Source organism: Roseovarius sp. MS2, from assembly GCF_051447875.1.
In the GTDB taxonomy this organism is placed as follows: domain Bacteria; phylum Pseudomonadota; class Alphaproteobacteria; order Rhodobacterales; family Rhodobacteraceae; genus Roseovarius; species Roseovarius mucosus_A.
Genome location: NZ_JBKHVF010000001.1, coordinates 1,256,091 through 1,278,121 on the forward strand (window position 1 = coordinate 1,256,091; position 22,031 = coordinate 1,278,121).

At 59.7% G+C, this 22,031-nt stretch carries 22 protein-coding genes and 2 pseudogenes; 10 read left to right on the forward strand and 14 right to left on the reverse strand.

The window, feature by feature from the left end; genetic code table 11:
- Positions 1–8: 8 nt before the first annotated feature.
- Entirely contained in the window at positions 9–1,226 is a 1,218-nt protein-coding gene (locus ACLGGT_RS06225; RefSeq protein ID WP_437195329.1) for an MFS transporter, read from the reverse strand.
- 132 nt (positions 1,227–1,358) lie between these two features.
- Between ACLGGT_RS06225 and gyrB the strand changes: the two are divergent.
- A pseudogene (gene gyrB, locus ACLGGT_RS06230) lies at positions 1,359–3,775 on the forward strand (DNA topoisomerase (ATP-hydrolyzing) subunit B).
- Between the two features lie 30 nt (positions 3,776–3,805).
- Here the strand turns inward: gyrB and ACLGGT_RS06235 are convergent.
- From ACLGGT_RS06235 to dgcN, 5 genes are all read right to left on the reverse strand, one after another.
- On the reverse strand, positions 3,806–4,669 hold the full coding sequence (locus tag ACLGGT_RS06235; RefSeq protein WP_437195330.1) for a branched-chain amino acid aminotransferase: 864 nt from the start codon (positions 4,667–4,669) through the stop codon (positions 3,806–3,808).
- Positions 4,670–4,724: 55 nt separating this feature from the next.
- Complete coding sequence (locus tag ACLGGT_RS06240) at positions 4,725–5,216, reverse strand: VOC family protein (RefSeq protein WP_081507297.1); 492 nt, start codon at positions 5,214–5,216, stop codon at positions 4,725–4,727.
- Positions 5,217–5,312: 96 nt separating this feature from the next.
- Positions 5,313–6,173, reverse strand: a complete 861-nt coding sequence (locus tag ACLGGT_RS06245; RefSeq protein WP_437195331.1) for a D-amino-acid transaminase — start codon at positions 6,171–6,173, stop codon at positions 5,313–5,315.
- A gap of 4 nt (positions 6,174–6,177) precedes the next feature.
- On the reverse strand, positions 6,178–7,143 hold the full coding sequence (gene dgcA, locus ACLGGT_RS06250; RefSeq protein WP_437195332.1) for an N-acetyl-D-Glu racemase DgcA: 966 nt from the start codon (positions 7,141–7,143) through the stop codon (positions 6,178–6,180).
- 30 nt (positions 7,144–7,173) lie between these two features.
- Positions 7,174–8,175: an N-acetyltransferase DgcN gene (gene dgcN, locus ACLGGT_RS06255; RefSeq protein WP_219434906.1), complete on the reverse strand. Its 1,002-nt coding sequence runs from the start codon at positions 8,173–8,175 to the stop codon at positions 7,174–7,176.
- 252 nt (positions 8,176–8,427) lie between these two features.
- On the opposite strand from dgcN, the gene ACLGGT_RS06260 reads away from it, so the two are divergent.
- Entirely contained in the window at positions 8,428–9,387 is a 960-nt protein-coding gene (locus tag ACLGGT_RS06260; RefSeq protein ID WP_008282666.1) for an L-malyl-CoA/beta-methylmalyl-CoA lyase, read from the forward strand.
- A gap of 33 nt (positions 9,388–9,420) precedes the next feature.
- Here ACLGGT_RS06260 and ACLGGT_RS06265 read toward each other — a convergent pair whose 3' ends face one another.
- From ACLGGT_RS06265 to ACLGGT_RS06275, 3 genes are read right to left on the reverse strand one after another with little or no spacing between them, the layout of a single operon-like run.
- Entirely contained in the window at positions 9,421–10,017 is a 597-nt protein-coding gene (locus tag ACLGGT_RS06265) for a Smr/MutS family protein (protein WP_437195333.1), read from the reverse strand.
- Complete coding sequence (gene mltA, locus ACLGGT_RS06270) at positions 10,014–11,054, reverse strand: murein transglycosylase A (protein WP_081507295.1); 1,041 nt, start codon at positions 11,052–11,054, stop codon at positions 10,014–10,016. Before mltA ends, ACLGGT_RS06265 begins: the two co-directional genes overlap by 4 nt.
- A complete protein-coding gene (locus ACLGGT_RS06275) occupies positions 11,051–11,710 on the reverse strand; it encodes a Tim44/TimA family putative adaptor protein (RefSeq protein ID WP_081507294.1) in 660 nt (219 codons plus the stop codon). The genes mltA and ACLGGT_RS06275 overlap by 4 nt, the downstream gene beginning before the upstream one ends.
- A 109-nt stretch (positions 11,711–11,819) precedes the next feature.
- On the opposite strand from ACLGGT_RS06275, the gene ACLGGT_RS06280 reads away from it, so the two are divergent.
- Both ACLGGT_RS06280 and ACLGGT_RS06285 read left to right on the forward strand, forming a co-directional pair.
- Positions 11,820–12,284, forward strand: coding sequence for an FxsA family protein (locus ACLGGT_RS06280; protein ID WP_437195334.1), 465 nt, complete (start codon positions 11,820–11,822; stop codon positions 12,282–12,284).
- Positions 12,285–12,500: 216 nt separating this feature from the next.
- A complete protein-coding gene (locus ACLGGT_RS06285; protein WP_437195335.1) occupies positions 12,501–13,616 on the forward strand; it encodes an alpha/beta hydrolase in 1,116 nt (371 codons plus the stop codon).
- Between the two features lie 134 nt (positions 13,617–13,750).
- On the opposite strand, the gene ACLGGT_RS06290 is transcribed toward ACLGGT_RS06285, so the two are convergent.
- The gene (locus ACLGGT_RS06290) at positions 13,751–14,650 is read right to left on the reverse strand and encodes a LysR substrate-binding domain-containing protein (RefSeq protein ID WP_081507291.1); all 900 of its coding nucleotides are present in this window, start codon (positions 14,648–14,650) and stop codon (positions 13,751–13,753) included.
- A gap of 107 nt (positions 14,651–14,757) precedes the next feature.
- On the opposite strand from ACLGGT_RS06290, the gene ACLGGT_RS06295 reads away from it, so the two are divergent.
- Both ACLGGT_RS06295 and ACLGGT_RS06300 read left to right on the forward strand, forming a co-directional pair.
- Positions 14,758–15,858: a D-cysteine desulfhydrase gene (locus ACLGGT_RS06295; protein WP_437195337.1), complete on the forward strand. Its 1,101-nt coding sequence runs from the start codon at positions 14,758–14,760 to the stop codon at positions 15,856–15,858.
- A gap of 29 nt (positions 15,859–15,887) precedes the next feature.
- Positions 15,888–16,559, forward strand: coding sequence for an amino acid ABC transporter substrate-binding protein (locus ACLGGT_RS06300; protein WP_437195339.1), 672 nt, complete (start codon positions 15,888–15,890; stop codon positions 16,557–16,559).
- Here ACLGGT_RS06300 and ACLGGT_RS06305 read toward each other — a convergent pair.
- Positions 16,547–17,485 (reverse strand): annotated as a pseudogene (locus tag ACLGGT_RS06305) (IS3 family transposase); the annotation flags it as partial. The gene ACLGGT_RS06300 and the pseudogene ACLGGT_RS06305 overlap by 13 nt on opposite strands.
- Complete coding sequence (locus ACLGGT_RS06310) at positions 17,470–17,736, reverse strand: transposase (RefSeq protein ID WP_437195341.1); 267 nt, start codon at positions 17,734–17,736, stop codon at positions 17,470–17,472. The pseudogene ACLGGT_RS06305 and the gene ACLGGT_RS06310, both read right to left, overlap by 16 nt.
- Before the next feature lie 15 nt (positions 17,737–17,751).
- On the opposite strand from ACLGGT_RS06310, the gene ACLGGT_RS06315 reads away from it, so the two are divergent.
- From ACLGGT_RS06315 to ACLGGT_RS06330, 4 genes are read left to right on the forward strand one after another with little or no spacing between them, the layout of a single operon-like run.
- Entirely contained in the window at positions 17,752–18,039 is a 288-nt protein-coding gene (locus ACLGGT_RS06315) for a hypothetical protein (protein WP_437195343.1), read from the forward strand.
- A 58-nt stretch (positions 18,040–18,097) separates the two neighbouring features.
- Positions 18,098–18,817 carry an amino acid ABC transporter permease gene (locus ACLGGT_RS06320; RefSeq protein WP_437195345.1) on the forward strand — a complete coding sequence of 240 codons (720 nt, stop codon included), beginning with the start codon at positions 18,098–18,100 and terminating at the stop codon, positions 18,815–18,817.
- Between the two features lies 1 nt (position 18,818).
- On the forward strand, positions 18,819–19,475 hold the full coding sequence (locus ACLGGT_RS06325; RefSeq protein WP_008282676.1) for an amino acid ABC transporter permease: 657 nt from the start codon (positions 18,819–18,821) through the stop codon (positions 19,473–19,475).
- On the forward strand, positions 19,472–20,203 hold the full coding sequence (locus ACLGGT_RS06330; protein WP_437195347.1) for an amino acid ABC transporter ATP-binding protein: 732 nt from the start codon (positions 19,472–19,474) through the stop codon (positions 20,201–20,203). The genes ACLGGT_RS06325 and ACLGGT_RS06330 overlap by 4 nt, the downstream gene beginning before the upstream one ends.
- 247 nt (positions 20,204–20,450) lie before the next feature.
- Here the strand turns inward: ACLGGT_RS06330 and hpxZ are convergent, their stop codons facing one another.
- Entirely contained in the window at positions 20,451–20,852 is a 402-nt protein-coding gene (gene hpxZ / locus ACLGGT_RS06335) for an oxalurate catabolism protein HpxZ (protein WP_008282678.1), read from the reverse strand.
- Positions 20,849–22,024 carry an amidase gene (locus tag ACLGGT_RS06340; protein WP_437195349.1) on the reverse strand — a complete coding sequence of 392 codons (1,176 nt, stop codon included), beginning with the start codon at positions 22,022–22,024 and terminating at the stop codon, positions 20,849–20,851. Before ACLGGT_RS06340 ends, hpxZ begins: the two co-directional genes overlap by 4 nt.
- Positions 22,025–22,031: the final 7 nt, after the last annotated feature.

The window sequence follows — 22,031 nt, forward strand, 5'->3', positions numbered from 1 at the left end:
CAAGCCTGTTAGACCGTCAGCGCCCCACGTGCGCGCAAGATCCCGATGGTCATCATCCCGCTGGCAAAGACGAAATAACCCGCGATGAGCACGAATTGCGTCTCGATCCCAAGGCCCAGGTCAATCCCTAGCCCAGTCACCCCCGGCCCAATGGCCGATCCCAGAACCATCACGGCGGCGGCCATGGCCTTGATGCTTCCCAGATGGGCGGTGCCATAGAATTCCGCCCAAAAGGCATTGGGCAAGGTGCTATTGGCCCCCGTGGTCAGCGCCAGACACACGAACCCCAACAGCAAGAGGCCCGGCCCCCCCGAGACGGCAAAGAGCAGGAACGCCGCGACCATTGGAAGTTGCATGAAGGGCAAAAGCCGTGCTGTGCCCAGCCGGTCCAGCGCCCAGCCCGACAGGATCATCGCGCCAATGCCCACCGCCGTATAGGCCGGGAACATCGCCACCAGTGCCACATGGCTTAGGCCTTTGACCTCAGCGATATGCACCTGATGGAAAAAGAACGCGGTATTAAAGGCGGAAGGGCCCAAGAGCGCCGGCACCATGAACCAAAAAAGAGAGTGCCGCAGCGTCTGGCGGCGGGTCCAGTGGCGCGCATCCATACCCAGCGACTGGCTGCTTTCAGCCCAGCTTTGCGGGGTGCGTTCCTTGGCCAAGAGCACCAGCAAGAGCGGGATGCCCAATGCCGCCACCAACGCCGCGCCAACCCAAAGCACGCGCCAATCATAAATCGCCAAGAGTGACACGAAGATAAGCGGCAAAAACGCCTCGCCCAGCGCAAAGCCCAAGGTCGCGACAGAGAGCGCCTTGCCGCGCGCGGCCACGAACCAGCGCGCCATGGCGACCACGGCCAGATGGCTCAGCATGCCCTGTCCGGTAAAGCGCAGCGCAAAGATCACCAGCGGCAACAGCCACCAGACCGGATTGGCCGCCATAAAGAGACAGGCCCCGACCATGAGAAGCAGAACCAGCGGCGCTAGCCTGCGCACACGAAAAAGATCCGTCAGCCCCCCGGCCCAAACCATCACCAGCGCCGATGCCGTGGTGCCAAGCATATAGATGCCACCCCATTGCCCATGGCTGAGGCCAAAACTCTCGCGGATTTCACCGGCAAAAATCGAGATGAAATAGGTCTGCCCGAAACTGCTCAGGAAGGTCAGCAAGACCCCGGCGGTGAGCCAGGGCGCATTGTAACGGAGAAAGGCGAGAATCGGCATGTGCCTTGTTCGCGCGAAACGCCGCTGAAGGAAAGAGGAGCGCACCAGAGGTGGCGCAAAATATGGGGGAATGGCGTGACATTCCCCCCCAGACTTCGTATAAAATGGCAAAACTTCCGAAGGAAAAACCGCATGTCCGAACCCGCCGCCGCACCCGAAGAATATGGTGCTGATTCCATCAAGGTTCTCAAGGGGTTAGAGGCAGTCCGCAAGCGTCCGGGGATGTATATCGGGGATACCGATGATGGCTCTGGTCTGCACCATATGGTTTATGAGGTCGTGGACAACGGCATCGACGAGGCCTTGGCCGGTCATGCCGATGCCGTCAACGTCACGATCCATGCCGACTCTTCGGTTTCAGTCAGCGACAATGGCCGTGGCATTCCGGTAGATATTCACGAAGGCGAGGGCGTATCTGCGGCAGAGGTCATCATGACCCAACTGCACGCAGGCGGCAAATTCGACAGCAATTCCTACAAGGTGTCGGGTGGTCTGCACGGCGTGGGCGTGTCGGTTGTGAATGCCCTGTCTGAATGGCTGGAATTGCGCATCTGGCGCAACGGCAAGGAACACTATGCCCGGTTCGAGGGGGCTTTACCGTTGAATCCCTGCGTGTGGTGGGCGATGCCAATGGGCGCAAGGGCACCGAGGTACGCTTTCTCGCCTCAACAGAAACCTTCTCTAATCTCGAATACATCTTTGAGACACTGGAAAAGCGTCTGCGTGAACTGGCCTTTCTCAATTCCGGGGTGCGGATCATCCTGACGGATGAGCGCCCGACAGAACCGCTCCGCTCGGAGTTGTTCTATGAAGGCGGCGTCAAGGAATTCGTCAAATACCTCGACCGTCACAAATCCCCCGCTATGCCTGACCCGATCTTTATCACCGGCGAGCGGGACGATATCGGCATCGAAGTGGCGATGTGGTGGAATGACAGCTATCACGAAACGGTTCTGCCCTTTACCAACAACATCCCGCAGCGCGATGGCGGCACCCATTTGGCGGGCTTTCGTGGTGCGCTGACCCGCACCATCAACACCTATGCCCAGACCAGCGGCATCGCCAAAAAGGAAAAAGTCACCTTTACCGGCGATGACGCCCGCGAGGGGCTGACCTGTGTTCTCTCGGTCAAGGTGCCTGATCCGAAATTCTCGTCCCAGACCAAGGATAAACTTGTCAGCTCCGAGGTGCGACCGGCGGTCGAGGGGTTGGTGGGCGAGAAACTTGCCGAATGGTTCGAGGAAAACCCACAGGTGGCCCGCGTCATCGTGGGCAAGATCATCGAGGCGGCCCATGCCCGCGAGGCTGCGCGCAAGGCGCGCGAACTCACGCGGCGCAAGAATCCGATGGATGTCAATTTCCTTGCGGGGAAACTCAAAGATTGCTCGTCCAAGGACCCTTCCAAGACCGAGCTTTTCCTCGTCGAGGGTGACAGCGCCGGTGGCTCTGCTCAGACTGGGCGTGATCGGGGCACGCAGGCGGTTTTGCCCCTGCGCGGCAAGATCCTCAATGTCGAGCGTGCCCGCTTTGACCGGATGCTGGGCAGTCAGGAAATCGGCAATCTGGTGATGGCTTTGGGCACCGGCATTGGCAGGGACGAATTCGACATCAAGAAACTGCGTTACCACAAGATCGTCATCATGACCGATGCCGATGTGGACGGCGCGCATATCCGCACCTTGCTGCTTACCTTCTTTTACCGACAGATGCCGGAGCTGATCGAAGGCGGATACCTCTATATCGCGCAACCGCCGCTCTACAAGGTGATGCGCGGCAAGTCCGAAGTGTATCTCAAGGATCAGGGCGGGCTGGAGGATTATCTGATTGCCCAAGGCACCACCGATGCCGCCCTGCGCCTTGGCTCGGGCGAGGAGATCGCCGGCCCCGACCTCGTGCGCGTGGTCGAAGAAGCGCGGCAGGCGCGCCGTATCCTAGAGGCCTTCCCAACCCACTATCCCCGCCACATCCTTGAACAGGCCGCGATTGCCGAGGCGTTCTTGCCCGGTCGCGTGGACAGTGACCTGCAAGGCGTGGCGGATACCGTGGCGGCCCGGCTCGACATGATTTCCAACGAATACGAACGCGGCTGGCAGGGGCGCCCGACCCAGGACAAGGGCCTGCGCCTGTCGCGCACCGTCCGCGGAGTCGAGGAAATGCGCACGCTCGACGGCCCCGTTCTGCGCGGCGGCGAGGCGCGCAAGCTGGCACAATTGACTGCGCCGCTGCGCGATATCTACCGCGAGCGCGCCACGCTCATCCGCAAGGACCGGGCGCAGGCCATATATGGCCCTCTCGACCTCTTGGATGCGATCCTGAAAGAGGGCGAAAAGGGCCTGAGCCTGCAACGCTACAAAGGCTTGGGCGAAATGAACCCCAATCAGCTTTGGGAAACCACGCTTGATCCCGAGGCGCGCACGCTTCTTCAGGTCAAGATCGACGATGTGGCCGAGGCCGACGATCTCTTTACCAAGCTGATGGGCGACGTCGTCGAACCGCGTCGCGAGTTCATCCAAGATAACGCGCTCAACGTCGCAAATCTGGATTTCTGAACCGGGTTGGGGGGCACTGCCCCCCAACTCTCAATTCGCGGAATGCGCCCAATCCCAATACATCTGGCGTACCTTTTCGGTAACCGGCCCAAGGGTATACTGTGTCTCTTCAAAGGCCGAGACCGGCGTCACCTTCATCAGGTTGCCGGACAGGAACACCTCATCTGCCGCGTGAAAATCGTCGAAACTCATCACCGTTTCATGGACCTCGATCCCCTCGCGGCGCATATTTTCGATATGGCGCGCGCGGGTGATCCCGGCCAGAAACGTGCCGTTGGGAATGGGGGTGAACACCGCACCATCCTTGACGGCAAACACATTTGCGGTTGCGGTTTCGGCCACATTGCCCAGCGCATCCGCCACCAGCGCATTGCCAAAACCACGCCCGCGCGCCTCTTTCAGCATCCGCGCGTTGTTGGGATAAAGACAGCCCGCCTTGGCATTCACCACCGCGTCCTCTAGCACCGGACGCCGGAACCGCGTGCGCCCAAGTGTTGTGCTGAACCCCTGCGGCGGCATCGGGATTTCCTCAAGACTGATGGCAAAGCCCGTAGCACCCTCTTTGGGCACAATCCCCAGATCGCCCCCCTCTAGGGCCCAATACATCGGCCGGATATAAACCGCCGCCTCCTTGGGATAGGCGCGCAACCCCTCCCACACCCTCTCGACCATGTCTGCCGCCTCGACCGTTGGCGTGATCATCAGGGCACGAGCCGAGGCATTGACGCGGGCGCAATGCCGATCAAGATCGGGGGCAATTCCATCGACATAGCGGGCGCCATCAAACACCGTCGTTCCAAGCCAGGCCCCGTGATCCGCCGCCCGGATCACTGCCGGATCGCCCTCGTGCCAGGCCCCGTTGAAATAGGTGCGAATATTCGTGCCCGTCGCCATCTGCTCTGCCCTCCCTTGCGGTCAGGCAGAGCCTAGGCCTTGCTTTGCGCCGCGTCTAGCCCTCTGCAGGAGCGTGTGACAAAAGCTCTGTCAAATCAATGGGATCATTCACCATCGCCAGATTGCCCGCCGCATCGCGGGGCCATTCGGATTCAGGGCGGTCGCGGTATAGTTCCACCCCGTTGCCATCCGGGTCACTCACATAAATCGCCTCGCTCACCCCGTGATCTGCCGCGCCTTCGATCGTGATCCCGGCCCGGATCACCCGCCGCAGGGCATCTGCCAATTGCGCCCGGTCCGGATAGAGAAACGCGGTGTGATAGAGGCCCGTGTGCCCCTTGGGCGCAGGCGTGCCGCCAAGGCTCTCCCATGTGTTCAGGCCAAGGTGATGATGATAGCCCCCCGCCGACAGAAACGCCGCGCGGGTGCCGAATTTCTGTTGCAGTTCAAAGCCAAGAACACCGGAATAAAATGCGATGGCGCGGTCCAGATCGGCCACTTTCAGATGTACATGGCCGATGCGGGCCTCAGGGTGAACAGGGGTCATTTGCGGCTCCAATCTTGGGTTTCCCCTAAAATGGCCGCAACCGCCCCCGTGCTCAATTCCCCGATTCTGCCCAGCTCCTGTGCGCGAATGCGTGTCTCAGACTGCGGCTTTCAGGCTCTCTTCCAGATAGATTTCGCGCAGCCGCGCAGCCACCCGGCCCGGTGTGCCATCGCCCAAGGCCGCGCCGTCAATCTCGACCACCGGCATGACAAAGGCACTGGCCGAAGTCACAAACGCCTCATCGGCATCCTTGGCCTCGTCAATCGTAAAGGCGCGTTCCTCAACCTCCATCTGCGCCTCGCGGGCAAAGCGCAGCACAGCGGCGCGCGTGATCCCGTGCAGGATGTCGTTGGACAATTGCCGCGTGATGATCCGGTTGCCCTTGACGATATAGGCGTTGTTGCTGGTGCCTTCGGTCACATGACCATCCTCAACCATCCAGGCGTCATCGCATCCGGCCTTTTTGGCCATCATCTTGCCCATGGAAGGGTAGAGAAGCTGCACCGTCTTGATATCCCGCCGACCCCAGCGAATATCCTCAATGCTGATCACCTTGATGCCTTTTAGGGCAACAGGGTTTTGCGCCAGACCCGGCTTGGACTGGGTAAAGAGCACGAGCGTCGGCTCGGTTGTCTCAACATTGGGGAACACGAAATCGCGGTCGCCATCGCTGCCGCGCGTCACCTGCAGATAGACCAGACCATCGGTAATGTCATTCGCCCGCACCAATTCGCGGTGAATTTCCAACAGATCATCAAAGGCTGCTGGCTTTTTCATGTCGAGTTCATTCAAAGACCGTTCCAGCCGCGCCAGATGCCCGCCGAAATCGATCAGCTTGCCGCCCAGCACGCTTGTCACCTCGTAAACGCCATCGGCCATCAGAAACCCCCGGTCGAAAATCGAAACGGTGGCTTCGGTTTCCGGCAGATACTCGCCGTTTACATAGACAGTGCGCATGGTCTTATCCCCATAACTCTGGCCGCGGCGGATGCACGCCTGCAGCATCGAAAATCAAAGCATCCTCGCGGTCTTCGGCCAGAAGCAGCGGGCCGTCAAGGTCTGTCACCATCGCGCCTTGGGCGACAAGCACCGCAGGCGCCATCGCAAGCGAGCTTCCGATCATACAACCCACCATGATTCCATACCCTTGGGCGCGTGCCGCTTCGCGCAAGGCCAGCGCCTCGGTCAGACCGCCGGTCTTATCCAGCTTGATATTGACCACGTCATATTTGCCCTTGAGCTTGGGCAGGCTGGCGCGGTCATGGCAGCTTTCATCCGCACAGACGGGCACCGGGCGCGCCATGCCGATAAGCGCCTCGTCCGCGCCAGCGGGCAACGGTTGCTCGACCAGCGCCACGCCAAGCCGCACCAGATGCGGGGCGAGATCAGCATAGACCGCCGCGCTCCAGCCTTCATTGGCATCGACGATGATCTTGGCCTGTGGCGCGCCACGGCGCACCGCTTCTAACCTTGGCATGTCGTCTGGCGTGCCCAGCTTGATCTTGAGCAAGGGCCGATGCGCATGTTTCGCGGCCTGCGCCTGCATCGCCTCGGGCGTATCAAGCGAGAGCGTATAGGCCGTGATTTCCGGCCCCGGCACGGGCAAACCCGCCAGTTCCCAAACGCGGCGTCCCGCGCGCTCGGCCTCCAGATCCCAGATCGCGCAATCCAGCGCATTCCGCGCTGCCCCGGCAGGCAACAGATCATAGAGCGCGGCGCGCGATAAATCCCCCGACAGACCCTCAATCTGCGCGGTCACACTCTCCAATGTCTCGTCATAGCGGGCGTAGGGCACACATTCGCCCCAGCCGGTCACGCCCCCATCGGTCACACGCACGGTCAGCACTTTGGCTTCGGTCCGCGATCCCCGGCTGATGGTAAACACCTGCGCCAGCCGGAAGACATCCCGCGTTACATCAATCTGCACACGCGCCCCCTTTCATCGTTCCAAACATGCTCAAACCGCCGCCAAGGCAGCCACCAGCGGCGCTGCTCCAAATCGGTAAGGATCGGTTGCAGGCAGGCCCATTTCGGCCTCGACACGTGCCAGATAGGCGCGCGCGCCCTCCTCGGTCATATGCTGCGTATTCACCGAAACGCCCACGATCTGACAGGCCGGATTGGCAATCCGCGCGATGGGCAGAACCATGTCGCGCAGCGCCTCGAGTGTTGGCGGCGTGTAATCGGGCAGACCACGCATATGCGTGCGCGTCGGCTCGTGGCAGAGGATCAGCGCATCGGGCTGACCGCCATGAATAAGCGCCATCGTAACCCCGGAAAAAGAGACGTGGAACAGGCTGCCTTGCCCTTCGATCAAGTCCCAATGATCCGGGTCATTGTCAGGTGTCAGCCATTCCACCGATCCGGCCATGAAATCCGCGATGACCGCATCCAGCGGCACGCCATCGCCGGTGATGAGAATCCCCGTTTGTCCGGTCGCCCGGAACGTGGCCTTCATCCCAGCGGCGATCATCTCGCGCTCCATCGCCATGGCGGTATACATCTTGCCCACCGAGCAATCCGTGCCCACCGCCAAACAGCGCTTGCCGGTCCGTTTCTTGCCATCCGCGATGGGGTATTTGACCGACGGCACCCGCACATCATGCAGGGTGCGCCCCGTCGCCTCGGCCACCGCGCGCAGATCCGCCTCGTCGCGCAAAAGGTTATGGAGGCCTGCCGCCAGATCAAACCCTTCTTCCAGCGCCGCCACCAACACCTTTTTCCAGTCTTGGCTGATGACACCGCCCCGGTTGGCCACGCCAATCACCACGGTCTTGACGCCCGCCGCCTTGGCCTCGGCCAATGTCATGTCGGGCAGGCCCAGATCGGCCCCGCAGCCGGGCAGGCGCAATTGACCCAGCGCATTCTCGGGCCGCCAGTCACGAATGCCAATGGCAACCTTGGCTGCCAGCATGTCGGGCGCGTCGCCCAAGAACAACAGATAGGGGGTCTCGATCATGGCGCATCCTTTCGCTATAGCTTGGCGGCAGTTTCCAACGATTTACTTGCGATTTTCTGTTTGATTTCATGTAAATTTCTTAAGTGACACATGTTCCTTCGACAAATGAGTGAAATCATCGAATTTTCTTTCCTCTACCCGCGAACCCCCAAATCCCTGCGCCGGGAAAAGCGCCTTGCAGAGCCTTGCGCAATTTCATAACCACAGCCGCGACAATCCCGCAATTTCCTTATGTAACGGAGCCACCCGCCCATGAGCTTTCGCCTGCAACCGCCCGCCCCTGCCCGCCCCAACCGCTGCCAATTGTTTGGCCCCGGTTCCAATACCAAACTGTTCGAAAAAATGGCGGCCTCGGCGGCGGATGTGGTGAATATCGACCTTGAGGATTCGGTTGCCCCGACTGACAAGGATATCGCCCGCAAGAACACGATTGAGGCGATCAATTCGGTTGATTGGGGCAAGAAAACCCTGTCGGTGCGGATCAACAGCCTCGATTCCCCGTTCTGGTATCGCGATGTGGTGGATTTGCTTGAACAGGCGGGCGACCGGCTGGATCAGATCATGATTCCCAAGGTGGGTTGCGGCGGGGATATCTATGCGGTGGACGCGCTTGTTACCGCGATTGAGGCCGCCAAAGGCCGGAAAAAGCGGATCGCTTTCGAGGTCATCATCGAATCTGCTGCTGGCATCGCCCATGTCGAAGAGATTGCCGCCGCCTCGCCCCGGCTCGAGGCGATGAGCCTGGGTGCCGCAGATTTCGCGGCCTCGATGGGGATGCAAACCACCGGCATCGGCGGCACGCAAGAGGATTACTATATGCTGCGCGAGGGCCAGCGCTATTGGTCTGACCCGTGGCATTGGGCACAGACCGCCATCGTGGCCGCCTGTCGCACCCACGGCCTCTTGCCGGTCGATGGCCCGTTTGGCGATTTCTCGGATGATGAGGGATTTCGCGCGCAGGCGCGGCGCTCGGCCACGCTTGGTATGGTTGGCAAATGGGCGATTCACCCCAAACAGATCGCGCTCGCCAATGAGATTTTCACGCCTTCTGAGGCCGCCGTGCAAGAGGCCCGCGAGATCCTGAAGGCAATGGAAGAGGCCAAGGCGCGCGGCGAGGGCGCGACCACCTACAAAGGCCGCCTTGTCGATATCGCCTCGATCAAACAGGCCGAGGTGATCGTCAAACAGTCTGAGATGATCGTGGGACAGTGACACAACAAGGAGCGGTCCAATGGGCCGCCCTTCTTATTTCTGCCGCCGCAAATAGACGTAATAGGCCCCGCCACCGCCGTGTTTCAGATGCGCCTCGGTGATCTGCAACACCAGCGGTGCCAGCGGCGGCATCCGCAGCCATTGTGGCACATTGTGCCGCAAGACCCCGTGCCGCACCGGGATCGGCCCGCCGGTATCGCGATCCTTGCCCTTGCCCGTGACCACCAGAACCAGCCGCAGCCCCGCCGCATGTGAGCGCAGGATGAACCCGGTCAGCGCCGGATGCGCGCGATCCATCGTCATGCCGTGCAAGTCGATCTTGGCCTCGGGCAAAAGCTTGCCGCGCTTCATCCGCTGAAACGCTTTTTTATCCATCTGCACCGGCACAGTGGCCACACGCTCCGAAAGACCGGGCAGAAGATCATGCGCCGGGGGCGCACCCAGAGCCCTCTGGCCGATCTGAAAATCCTCCAATCGCGGCGTAGGCGGCGCGCTGCGCGGATTGCGGATCATCGGCTCGGGCGGCAAGGGCGAAACGCGGCCGGGCGTCTCAGGCCGAAGGCGCTGCGCGGTCCGGGCGACCTGTTGCCAAAGCTCCAACTCCTCAGGCTTGATGCGCCTGCGACTCACGGTTCCTGCTCCGGCAGCATGGCATAGGCGCGCTGAATGGGCATAAGCACAACCATTCGCCCCGGATCGCGCAACCGTCCCGCCGCCTGCCCCGCCGCATCACCAGTGCCAAAGAAAATATCGGCGCGCTGCGCGCCCTTGATCGCCGAGCCGGTATCCTGGGCCATCATCAGGCGGCGGATCGGGCCATCGCCATCCTTTTCCACCCAGACCGGCGCCCCCAAGGGCACAAAGGCCGGGTCAACCGCCACCGTGCGCAGGGTCGTGACCGAGCGGTTCATTGCGCCGAGCGGCCCCCGCTCTGCGGGCACATTATCCAACCGGCGAAAGAACACATAAGACGGGTTATGAAAGAGCAGTTCGCGCCCAGCCTCGGGATTGCGCCGCACCCAGTTCTTGATCACCTCGGCAGAGACCTGATGCACAGAATAAATGCCGCGCTGCACCAGTTCGACCCCGATCGAGCGATAAGGATGGCCGTTGGCCCCGGCATAGCCCACACGGATCACCTGCCCATTCTCAAGCCTGATCCGCCCAGAGCCTTGGATTTGCAGAAAAAACAACTCGACCGGATCATCGACCCACGCAATCTCAAGCCCGCGACCGCGCATGACATCCGTTGTCTCAATCTCGCGCCGGGTAAGCCAAGGGTTGGATAGCCGTGCCTCGGGCGGCTCGCGGTAAACCGGATAGCGATAGCGCCCATCGGGGCGCGTCGCGCCATGCAATTCCGGTTCGAAATAGCCGGTAAAAAGCGCGGGCTTGCCCTCAGACATCATCACGGGGCGAAAGAACAGCTCGAAAAATCCTCGTGCGTCGGGGCGTTGCTGCGCCAAGGCACAGAGCGACCGCCAATCGAGGTCTTTCATATCTGGGCAGGTGTTGAGGAAAACAGAAAGGGCCGCGGCATGATCATCCTCGGCCCATCCATCCAGATCGTCAAAGCTCAGGATCTCGTGGGTCACGTCCTGCGCCTTGGCTGGTGCGACACACACCAGCCACAAGCTCAGCCCCAATCGCCACAGCCCCCGGATCATTCGCCCGTTGCGACAAGCCGCCAGTTGGGATCATCCGCACCCATGACACGCTCATAGGTCCAGACGTCTTTTTGACGCTTCGACTGGCCCGGCACCCCTTCGACGATCTCGCCCGCGCTATCGCGCACAACCGAAATCAACTCGCCCACGTACCGCACAGAGATTTCCGCGCGCCGCGTGTCGGCATCAAAGCGGGCATCCGCCAGTGTCAATTCGCGCACACCGATGAATTCGGCCTCAATCGTCAGCCCCTGCTGTTCGCGGGCATCGACCACCTGCGCAAAGGTCTCGTAGACATCGCGATCCAGAAACGGCGTCACTTCATCCAGCTTGCCGCGCTCAAACGCCATCAGGATCATCTCATAAGCACCGCGCGCCCCTTGCAAAAAGGTCGTGACGCTGAAATCCGGCTCAATGCGCTTCATTTCAGCCAAGGCCGCTGCGGCATCAGAATCTTCGGGCACATGATCAACGATGTCATGATCTGGACCGCCCTCGATCACCTCGAACTCTCTGCGGCGGCGGGTCTCGGGCGCGGGCGCGCTGCGCGTCGGACCCTCGAATCCGTCACGGGTGCCCAAAACACTCTTGAGCCGCAAAATCAGAAAAATGGCGATACCGGCGAGTACCAGTAACTGCAAGATGGGCGAATTCATGGACACCTCTTGTTGTGCGGGGCATGGTAAGCGTCAGCGCTCAGTCCTATGTAGGGGCTGGACAGGGTCAAGTCCACCGTAAGGGGCATAAAACAAAGGGGGGCCGCTCATGTGGCTTTTTCTGGCATTCCTCGCCGTTCCGCTGATCGAGATCGCATTGTTCATTCAGGTGGGCGGGCTGATCGGTCTATGGCCCACCTTGGCGATCGTGGTCCTGACCGCTGTGATCGGCACATCGCTCTTGCGCAAGCAGGGGGCGGTTGCAATGTCGAACCTGCGCCGCTCGTTCTCGGATCTTGATGATCCGTCGGAACCGCTGGCGCATGGGGCGATGATCCTCTTTGCGGGTGCGCTGCTACTGACCCCCGGCTTTTTTACCGATGGTTTGGGCTTTGCGCTTTTGATGCCGCCGGTGCGCCGTTCGGTTTTCCGGCAAATCCGGCAGCGCGTGCATGTCCAGCACTTTGAGATGGGCGGCCGACCGCCGCCCGCGCGCGATGATGTGGTTGAGACCGAGTATGAAGACGTGACACCAGACCGCAACACTCAAAACCCAAATCGTCGGTTGCACTGACACCGCCCCTTAAGCCTGCGAGACCTTGTGCGCGGGAACACCCCCGCCGCACGCACACCCAACGCCCTAAACTGCGCCCAGAGCAAAGTGGTCTGCGGCTCTCAAATCTGTTGATCCAAGTGGGAACCAAGGGCATGCTGAAATAACGAGTTTTGACTCACAAAACGCTGCCCCTGTCCGGCCTCTGCGCGCGAGACGCCCCATTTGAGAGAAGTCATGAAACGTCATTTTGGCACCCGATCCCTGATTTCCACGTTGGTCTTGCTGGTATTGGTCGGATGTTCGGCAGCGCCGGAAATCATTGGCATCAGAAACGCGAATGTCCCCGTTGAATCCGTCGAAGACCTCACAAAGCATCGTATTTTCATCATGTCGACGCGCGGCTCATCCGAGGTGGCTGGGGCCTTTTACTCCTCTGTTCGGGCACCAGAACTTGGCATGGCCTCGGTTGATGCCACTGTGCCCCCAACCCATGTTGTCGGCGTGCTGGAGCGGCCAAAGCGCCTGCCTCCTGATCCACGCACCGAATTCACCGTCGTTAACCCAATCGTCTACAGCACCGATGCGGCCTTTATCTCGGGCATAAATCGTGAGCTGGCCAAACGCGCCCCCGGCGACCGCAAACTTCTGATTTTTGTGCATGGCTTTAATAACACCGCAAGCGACGCCGTCCTGCGCCTATCGCAATTTGTAGAGGACACCGACTTTCAAGGCGTGCCTGTGCTGTTCACCTGGGCCTCGGCGGCGAAGGGAACGCGCTATGTCTACGACCTCAACAGCGCGCTCATCGCCCGCCCCGAAGTAAGGAATCTGGCCGCCATCCTGAACCGGACCAAGGCCGAAAGTGTGGATGTTTTTGCGCATTCGATGGGCACCTTCCTGACGATGGAGGGGCTTGTCCATCAGCAGCAAACCGGCAGACTTGGCAAGGGAATTCCGATTGATCACATTATTCTGGCCTCTCCTGACATCGACATAGATCTGTTTCGCACTCAGATTTCGGCTCTGCACCCGTCGATCAAGCAGCGGATGTTCCTTTTGATTTCCAAGGATGACGCGGCACTGCGGCTGTCACGCCGGATTGCGGGGGGCGTGCCGCGTGTCGGCGCAGCAGACGCGCTCGAGTTGGAAAAACTCGGTGTGACCGTGATTGACCTGTCCAAAATCGAGGATTCCAATTCCGGCAGCCATTCCAAGTTCGCCGGCTCTCCGGAGGTGGTGCAACTGATCGGCGCGGGGCTGAATGCGAACGAACGTTTCGGCAGAACCGGAAGCAGCACGACATTTCAGGAGCTTCTTGCCAACACGCCCATCATGATTCTGCGAAATTAGACCACGGTCAGGCCACCCGCTTGTCGTTTACCCGGCGCTAGGCGCATCAACCGGGCGAATATTTCAAGGGCAACGGGATAGCCTAGCCATAAAGGCCCCATTTAAATGGTACGGCCTTGCTACGCGGTGCTGTTCTAAATCCGCGATGGTTCCACACTGTCATGTCGCAGGCTACAAAGGCGCATTGCAACTGGATCAGTTGGTCGGGCAAAGAGCGAGATACGCAGCGGTAGGGTTTCGGTATCTCCATTGCACACGATCAGCGCGCCACTTTGGACCTCGCTGTAAACGAGGCTCATCGGTAACCAAGCGAGGGCAAATCCCATCAGGGCCATTTCCTTGACCCCAACGGTGAATGCACTCTCAGCAAAGGTGCTGCCAGAGTGGTTGGAATAGGAGGTACTCGCCCCCGCAAGCATATCCGCGAAAAAGCTGCCGGATGGATAGCGGATCATAGGTGTATCCTCGGGTGGGGCCCCCTTGCGATCAAGCGTGAAGCGCAGCGCGCCGCCGATCACCGGGACAAGCCGGTCGCGGCCCCAAGTTGCACGAACGATACGGTCATCGAATGGCATCGGCTCTCCGCCATCGCGCTCATAGCACATGAGCAGCGAGGCTTCGCCGCTCAGGAAAAGCGAGATGCAGTCATTGTGGTTTGCCGCCCTTAGGCGAAAATCGACCTCCGGCTGCGCGTCCCGTGCGCCCGCAGCGAAATCAGGGAAAATCGAGACGATCAGCGAATGCTGCGCCGCGACTGTTACGGTCGATCTTGCGGCATTGTATTTGGCGATCCGCTGTCTGAGGGCCTCAACATGCCGGATCAGCGCCTGAAGCTCGACGATGTTTTCAGACAACGCCGGTTCAATCTCGACGCGGTTGGCTGCACGTTTGACGATCGGGCGACCAAGCCAATTCTCAAAGCTTTGGATGCGTCGGGAAAAAGCTGGTTGCGTGACATTTCGGCGTCGTGCGGCACGGCTCATATTGCCCTCTTCCAAAAGAACAAGCACGTCATCGAAGATGTTGAGATCCATTTTTCATCCCTTACCCATACTTTTGATATGAGTAGTCCAAGAAAATAGCATTTTCCACCGCTGTAAAGGGGGGTTAGCCTGTTTCCAATATTGGGTGAGGGTCATTCATGGGCGAAGGGCATATTTCGGGGGCTGCTCGGCATATCCGACAAAGTGCGTGGCCGTCGGCCGCGCGCCGAAAGGATCTGGCAAGCGCGCTTGCGGCATTTCCCAGAGTGCGTCTGGGGCATTTTCCCACACCGCTGGAACCCATGGATCGGCTAACCGAGCATTTGGGTGGACCCCGTTTTTGGGTAAAGCGTGATGACTGCACAGGGTTATCCTCTGGCGGCAACAAGACCCGCAAGCTCGAATTCCTGATGGCCGATGCATTGGGAGAGGGTGCGGATACGATCATTACCCAAGGTGCCACCCAATCCAATCACGCGCGCCAGACAGCGGCCGCAGCGGCACGACTGGGCATGGCCTGCCATATCCTGCTCGAAGATCGGACCGGCTCTGCCGACCCAGAATATACGCTGGGCGGCAATGTGTTTCTTGACCGGCTGCATGGCGCAACAGTGGCCAAGCGGCGGGGCGGCGCCGACATGACGGCAGAGATGGAGCTTCTGGCGGTAGAGCTTCGCGCCGCCGGGCGGAAGCCCTATGTCATTCCAGGAGGTGGCTCGAACAGCACCGGCGCGCTTGGGTATGTGAATTGCGCCTTGGAACTTTGCGAACAGTCCGCGACCATGGGGTTAAAGATCGACGCATTGATCCACGCCACGGGCAGCGCGGGCACCCAAGCGGGCTTGGTGGCTGGCCTTGCGGCGCTGGAAAGTGACATCGCGCTCCTTGGTATTGGCGTTCGGGCCCCTCGGGACAAGCAGGAAAGCATGGTCTTTGAGCTTGCGAAACGCACCGGTGCGCGCATCGGCTGTGAAGAGGCCATCCGTCGTGAAGACGTAAGGGCCAACTGCGATTACGTGGGGGCGGGATATGGCATTCCCACGCAAGGCATGGTCGAAAGCGTCAGGCTTCTGGCAGAGCTTGAAGGCCTGCTGTTCGATCCGGTCTATTCCGGCAAAGGGCTTGACGGTCTGATTGACCTGACCCGCAAGGGCGCCTTTGGCGACATGGAGAATGTCGTCTTTCTGCATACTGGCGGATCAGCCGCGCTGTTCGGATACACCGGCGCGTTTCACCTGCCAGGCTATCAGGCAAACTAACCACCAATGAGAAGAGGGAGAACTTGACCATGGACTTTAAACTTGCCCGCCGCGTGCTTGCCGTCGCGGCTTTGACAACGGGGCTGGCGCCTGCCGCGCTCTGGGCTCAGGATCTGACGGGAACTCTCGCCAAGATAAATGACAGCGGAGAAATCGTGATCGGCCATCGCGAAAGCTCGGTGCCATTTTCCTATCTGAATGATCAGCAGCAGCCCGAGGGCTATTCGATCGACCTGTGCATGAAGGTGGTCGAGGAAGTGGAAAAGACGCTCGGAAAGGATATCGAAGTCCGCTATGTGCCCGTCAATCCCAAGACCCGCATCGCGCTTATGGCGAACGGGACAATTGATCTGGAATGTGGGTCCACCACCAACAACCTGACGCGCCAGCAGCAGGTTGAATATCTGCCCGTGACCTTTGTGACCGGCACCAAGATCCTGACCCGAAAGGATTCGGGCATTTCCTCGGTTGCCGATCTCGACGGTAAATCCATCGCGCTGGCACAGGGCACAACCAACGAACGCGCCGTCAAGGCAGCGGTCGAGGCCCAGGGGCTAGAGGTGAAAATCCTGCCGGTACGTGACCATGCCGAAGGCATGCTCTCGCTAGAGACCGACCGGGTTGATGCCTACTCCACAGACCACATTTTGCTGTTCGGTTTGATTGCCAATGACGTTGCCCCCAACTTTTATCCAGCGTGAGCGAGACTCCGGGTTTGAGTTTTGCCGTTTTCGGCGGATTGGGCAACGGGGTCTGGCGCGGAGCTTTGCGTATTGCGCAGCGTCAGGCCCCGTTGCGGGGTGAAGGTCTGTGCGAACTCGGCGGGCGTTTGCCAGCCGAGGCGGGAATGGGGGCGTTCGGTGTTGTAGTCCTTGCGCCAGGCGGCCAGCGTGACGCGAGCATGGTTCAGGGACGGAAACAGGGTCTCGTTCAACAGCTCATCGCGTAGTCGACCGTTGAAGCTTTCGATGAAGGCATTCTGGGTCGGCTTGCCTGGCGCGATGTAATGCCAGTCGATCTTGCGGTCATCGGCGAACGTCAGGATCGCGTTCGAGGTGAACTCGGTCCCATTGTCGCTGACCACTGTTCCGGGCTTTCCACGGGCCTCGAACAGCGTCGCCAGTTCACGCGCCACTCTGGCCCCGGACAGCGAAGTGTCGGCGATGAGCGCGAGGCATTCGCGGGTGCAGTCATCGACCACGGTTAGGATTCTGAACCGGCGGCCATCCGTCAGTTGATCGGATACGAAGTCCAACGACCAGCGCTGGTTCGGCATCAACGGCAACACCATCGGGGCCCGTGTTCCCATGGCACGTTTGCGCCCACCGCGACGGCGCACATGCAGCCGCTCTTCGCGGTAGATGCGGAACAGCCGCTTGTGATTGACCTCATGGCCCTCACGCCGCAAAAACACATGCAGACGCCGATAGCCGAACCTGCGGCGAACTCGTGCCAGTTCCTTCAGCCTCTCCCGCAGCGCGGGATCATCCTGCCGGATCGCCTCATAGCGCATCGTCATCCTGCAGCAGCCGATGACCCGACACGCCCGCCGTTCGCTCATCCCGTGGCCTTCCACAAGATGTGCGACCGCTTGCCGCTTCGCGGCGGGCGTCACCATTTTTTTCCGAGCAAGTCTTTCAGAGCCGAGTTGTCCAACATGGCGTCGGCGAGCAGCTTCTTCAGCTTCCCGTTCTCATCCTCAAGCGCCTTCAGACGCTTCGCCTCACTGACATCCATGCCGCCATACTTGGCTTTCCATTTATAGACAGTTGCATCGCTGACACCGTGCTTGCGGCACAGATCGGCCACGGAAATACCCGCCTCATGCTCTTTCAGGATGCCAATGATCTGATCTTCGGTAAATCTGCTGCGCTTCATCTCTGGTCCTTTCGGTTGGGCCAGAGTCTATCTCAAACTGGATTAGATGCAGGGGGCAACGTCACCAAGTCCAAGACACCGGATGAATTTGCCGTTGTCGGTGATTTTTTGTCCTTCGATCCCTATGCGCTGATGGTCCGTCGTGACGACAGTGCCTTTGAACTGGTGGGCAAGACCGCGCTGGCCAACGTGTTCCGCTCGGGCGAGATCAACGAGATCTATTCAAAGTGGTTCGACCCGATGGGCGTGCCTGCCGACCCGCTCCTGCAGGCCGCATTCCAGCTTGGTGCCCTGCCTGAGTAAAAGACCTGTGGCCCGCTCGTGACCGGGCGGGCCGCGCAAGATCGGGGGACCGGCCAAGATGAACTATAACTGGAACTGGAGCGTTCTTTGGGAACCGGAATACTTCGGCTGGCTCCTGAGTGGCCTTGGCTGGACCGTGTCCGTAGCGCTCTGCGCTTGGGTGATCGCGATAGTCGTGGGATCGCTGGTGGGCGTAGGCCGAACCCTGCCCAATAAAGTGATAAGCACACTCTGCACCACCTATGTCGAACTGTTTCGCAACGTTCCGCTGCTGGTGCAGATGTTCATCTGGTATTTCGCCGTCCCCGAGATGTTGCCCGAGGATGCCGGGCGCTGGATGAAGCGCGACATGCCACAACCCGAGTTTGTCACGGCAGTTGTGGCCTTGGGCCTCTATACCGCAAGCCGCGTGGCAGAACAGGTGCGTGCCGGGATTGAGGCGGTGCCATCGGGCCTCAAGTCAGCGGCAACCGCACAGGGTATGGGCGTGGCGCAGGTGTACCGATACGTTCTTTTGCCGATTTCTTTCCGCCTGATCGTGCCGCCAATGACATCGGAATTCCTGACCGTCTTCAAGAACTCATCGCTCGCGCTGACCATCGGGCTGCTCGAACTGACGGCGCAAAGCCAGCAGATCGCAGAATACACATTCCAGAGTTTCGAGGCCTATACGGCAGCCACCGTCATCTACGTGTTCATCGCGCTCTGCGCCACAATCGTCATGACTGTCCTGGAACGTTACACGCGCATTCCGGGCTATGTTGGCAAGGGGAACTGAGATGGGCGATTTTGATTTCGACGTCATCCTGAACAACCTGCCGTTCCTCTGGCAGGGGTTGCAACTCAGCTTATGGCTTACCTTTCTTGCGGTTTTGGGCGGTATCGCTTTGGGCACCTTGCTCGCGCTGGCGCGGCTCTCGGGGATCAAGCCGTTGGCGATATTCGCTGCGGCCTATGTAAACCTGATCCGGTCCGTGCCCTTGATCCTTGTGATTTTCTGGTTCTACTTCCTTGTGCCTTTGGCGCTTGGCCGGCCCATCGGCGGCTTCTATTCGGCGCTCATCGCCTTTGTGATGTTCGAGGCCGCCTATTATTCCGAGATCATGCGCGCCGGTATTCAAAGCGTTCGGACGGGTCAGGTGCACGCGGGACAGGCCACCGGTCTCGGCTACTGGCAGATTCAGCGTTACATCGTGCTGCCGCAGGCATTCCGCAACATGATCCCAATCCTTGTGACACAGGGAATCATCCTGTTTCAGGATACCTCATTGGTCTTTGTCGTATCGCTTCGCGACCTGATGACCGCCTCTTCCATCGTGGCCCGAACCGAGGGCCGCCTCGTTGAAATGTATCTCTTTGCCGCGCTCGTTTACTTCGTGATCTGTTTTTCAGGTTCGCTGTTCGTGCGTCGGCTTCAAGCGCGGATGACGACATGATCGAAATGAAAAATGTGAGCAAGTGGTACGGGGACTTCAAGGTTCTCACCGATTGCACGACAAAAGTTGCAAAGGGTGAGGTCGTTGTGGTCTGTGGGCCCTCTGGCTCGGGAAAATCCACCCTGATCAAATGTGTGAACGGGCTTGAGCCGGTTCAGGAGGGGCGGATCGTCGTAGATGGTGCCGAAGTGACAGGCAGTGGAGCAAAACTGACCAAGCTGCGCGCCAAGATTGGCATGGTGTTTCAGCATTTCGAGCTTTATCCCCATATGAGCGTGCGCGATAATCTGTGCCTTGCGCAGGAAAAGGTGTTGGGCCGGACCCGCAAAGAGGCAGAGGCGAGATCCGAGACGCTCTTGACGCGCGTGGGAATGATTGACCACGTCGCCAAATATCCCGGTCAGTTGTCGGGCGGTCAGCAACAGCGCGTCGCCATTGCACGTGCCCTTGCCATGGACCCGATCGCGATGCTCTTTGATGAACCGACATCCGCACTTGATCCCGAGATGATCAAAGAGGTTCTCGACGTTATGGTAGGGCTGGCCCGTGACGACGGCATGACCATGATGGTGGTCACCCATGAGATGGGCTTTGCGCGCAAGGTCGCGGACCGTGTCGTCTTCATGGATGCGGGGGCCATCGTAGAGGATCGCCCAACGAAAGAATTCTTTGACGCGCCCCAAAGTGAACGCGCACAGGACTTTCTGTCAAAAATCCTGCAAAACTGAGGTTCCCCCGCGCTCGGCTCGTCCACGATGCCAAGGTGCCACCTTGGTGAAGTCGGAGGATAAAGGCTATTGTCTCGGGTGCTGGGGTTCGCGCCTGCGCCTTATGGCGTGAGCCTAAAGCCCGTTCTGCAAACCTTGGCCTGCCATCCCAGTCGTTCTCGCGGGTTGCCACGTCTTCGCGACACAGGCTGAGGCTGACCCCAACGATAGGCTGCGCGACAATGAGAGTAAGGCGTTCCAAAGCTGACTACTCAAGATCGACGATGGACACATGGGCTGAGACAATTTGCCAGCCCACTTCAGGAAGCTTGATCAGAGTCTGGCTCTGCCGTCCCGTTCGGGACGCAGGCCATCCCGCGCGGGTGAATATCGCGTTCGTTGTGGCACAATCATCGCCAAAGGTTGTGACGACCACGCGCAGAAGACTGCGCGCAAGGCCCACACCCGGCCGCGCCTTTCGGAATGCAAGAATTTCATCCTGCCCGAACAGATTTTCAGAGGCACCCAGCCGGATCGTGTGATCACTGGACCAAAACAAGGCATCAAGCGTCTCTACATCATTTGTGACAAGGGCCGTCTCGTAGCGATAGAAAACCTCTGTCACCTCGGCGTGCACCTCTGGGCGGTTGATATAGCTCAGCTCGGTCATGCGCGATCCTGTGGCTTTGGTTCAAAGATCTGCGCTGTCTTGATGAGAAGATGATCCGCCCCCCTCGCCCCTGCCAAAGACAGCCCAACCGGCGCCCCGGTATAGGTCGCGAGCGGGATGCTGATCTGTGGCAAACCCGCATGCCCTGCAACGCAGAGCATGGTCAAAGCGGCATTGCGGAACAATTCCAGATCGCTCTGTTGGGTTGATCGCAGCGGGGCAGCACCCGGCGAGGTTGGGAAAACAAGGATCGTTGCGGGATCAATCGCCTTTTCCAGATGTTCACGGATGGCGCAACGCTTTTCAACCGCGCGATCAAAGTCTTGGCGTGTGATCCGGCTCGCGGTTTCAAACCGCTCCCGTATCCCCGGACCAAAATCAGGTTGGTTTTGCGTGATCCAAGGGCCAAGCGTTTGCCAGATTTCATAGCCTTGATGGATACGGAACGCCCCTAACCAGTCGCTCAGATTCCCGTCTGGCAAAATTGGGTCTGAGCGATGATCAACCACGGGAAGTGCATCGCGCAGGGCCGCAGAAACGCCGCTCTCAGCCAAGGACCACAGGTCTGAGGGCAACCAAAACTTGATCGGCTTCACCGTCGCAGGCGCATCCTGAAAAACAGAAGCGACAGTCGCCATGGTCATCAGATCACGCGTAAAAAAGCCGGGTGTATCGTAGCTGGGTGCCAATGGCACAAGACTGTCCCCCGACATAAGCCCATGGGTTGGCCGCCAGCCGTAAACGCCACAAAAGGATGCAGGCAAACGAACGGAACCGCCGGTGTCACTTCCAAGGCCGATATCCACCAACCCGGCAGCCACACTGGCCGCAGAGCCAGAGGAAGACCCCCCCGGTACGCGGTCCTGAGCAGCGGGATTCAGGGGCGTGCCGTAGCGCGCATTCACCCCCATCAGACTATAGGCCAGCTCATCCATCTGGGTTTTGCCGATAATCTCTGCGCCCGCATCCAGCAAAACCTGCACGACAGTAGAGGTCGTGGTCGCTGCGCCGTGGAACTGGCCCCACTCTGGGCATCCAGCCCCGGTTACATGCCCTGCAATGTCAAACCCGTCTTTGACGCCAACGCGCAAGCCTGCAAGTGCGCCAGAAGGGCTTTTTCCTTTCAGCGGGCTGTCAAATCTCGCTATGAATGGGTCGCATGTCGGCAACATCTTGTGC

Coding starts and splice junctions, on each gene's coding strand:
- ACLGGT_RS06225 (WP_437195329.1), bottom strand. CDS start 1,226: ATGCCGATTCTCGCCTTTCTCCGTTACAATGCGCCCTGGCTCACCGCC.
- ACLGGT_RS06235 (WP_437195330.1), bottom strand. CDS start 4,669: ATGGCGACGGGCACGAATATTCGCACCTATTTCAACGGGGCCTGGCAC.
- ACLGGT_RS06240 (WP_081507297.1), bottom strand. CDS start 5,216: ATGACCCCTGTTCACCCTGAGGCCCGCATCGGCCATGTACATCTGAAA.
- ACLGGT_RS06245 (WP_437195331.1), bottom strand. CDS start 6,173: ATGCGCACTGTCTATGTAAACGGCGAGTATCTGCCGGAAACCGAAGCC.
- dgcN (WP_219434906.1), bottom strand. CDS start 8,175: ATGATCGAGACCCCCTATCTGTTGTTCTTGGGCGACGCGCCCGACATG.
- ACLGGT_RS06260 (WP_008282666.1), top strand. CDS start 8,428: ATGAGCTTTCGCCTGCAACCGCCCGCCCCTGCCCGCCCCAACCGCTGC.
- mltA (WP_081507295.1), bottom strand. CDS start 11,054: ATGATCCGGGGGCTGTGGCGATTGGGGCTGAGCTTGTGGCTGGTGTGT.
- ACLGGT_RS06275 (WP_081507294.1), bottom strand. CDS start 11,710: ATGAATTCGCCCATCTTGCAGTTACTGGTACTCGCCGGTATCGCCATT.
- ACLGGT_RS06280 (WP_437195334.1), top strand. CDS start 11,820: ATGTGGCTTTTTCTGGCATTCCTCGCCGTTCCGCTGATCGAGATCGCA.
- ACLGGT_RS06285 (WP_437195335.1), top strand. CDS start 12,501: ATGAAACGTCATTTTGGCACCCGATCCCTGATTTCCACGTTGGTCTTG.
- ACLGGT_RS06290 (WP_081507291.1), bottom strand. CDS start 14,650: ATGGATCTCAACATCTTCGATGACGTGCTTGTTCTTTTGGAAGAGGGC.
- ACLGGT_RS06295 (WP_437195337.1), top strand. CDS start 14,758: ATGGGCGAAGGGCATATTTCGGGGGCTGCTCGGCATATCCGACAAAGT.
- ACLGGT_RS06300 (WP_437195339.1), top strand. CDS start 15,888: ATGGACTTTAAACTTGCCCGCCGCGTGCTTGCCGTCGCGGCTTTGACA.
- ACLGGT_RS06310 (WP_437195341.1), bottom strand. CDS start 17,736: ATGAAGCGCAGCAGATTTACCGAAGATCAGATCATTGGCATCCTGAAA.
- ACLGGT_RS06320 (WP_437195345.1), top strand. CDS start 18,098: ATGAACTATAACTGGAACTGGAGCGTTCTTTGGGAACCGGAATACTTC.
- ACLGGT_RS06325 (WP_008282676.1), top strand. CDS start 18,819: ATGGGCGATTTTGATTTCGACGTCATCCTGAACAACCTGCCGTTCCTC.
- ACLGGT_RS06330 (WP_437195347.1), top strand. CDS start 19,472: ATGATCGAAATGAAAAATGTGAGCAAGTGGTACGGGGACTTCAAGGTT.
- hpxZ (WP_008282678.1), bottom strand. CDS start 20,852: ATGACCGAGCTGAGCTATATCAACCGCCCAGAGGTGCACGCCGAGGTG.
- ACLGGT_RS06340 (WP_437195349.1), bottom strand. CDS start 22,024: ATGTTGCCGACATGCGACCCATTCATAGCGAGATTTGACAGCCCGCTG.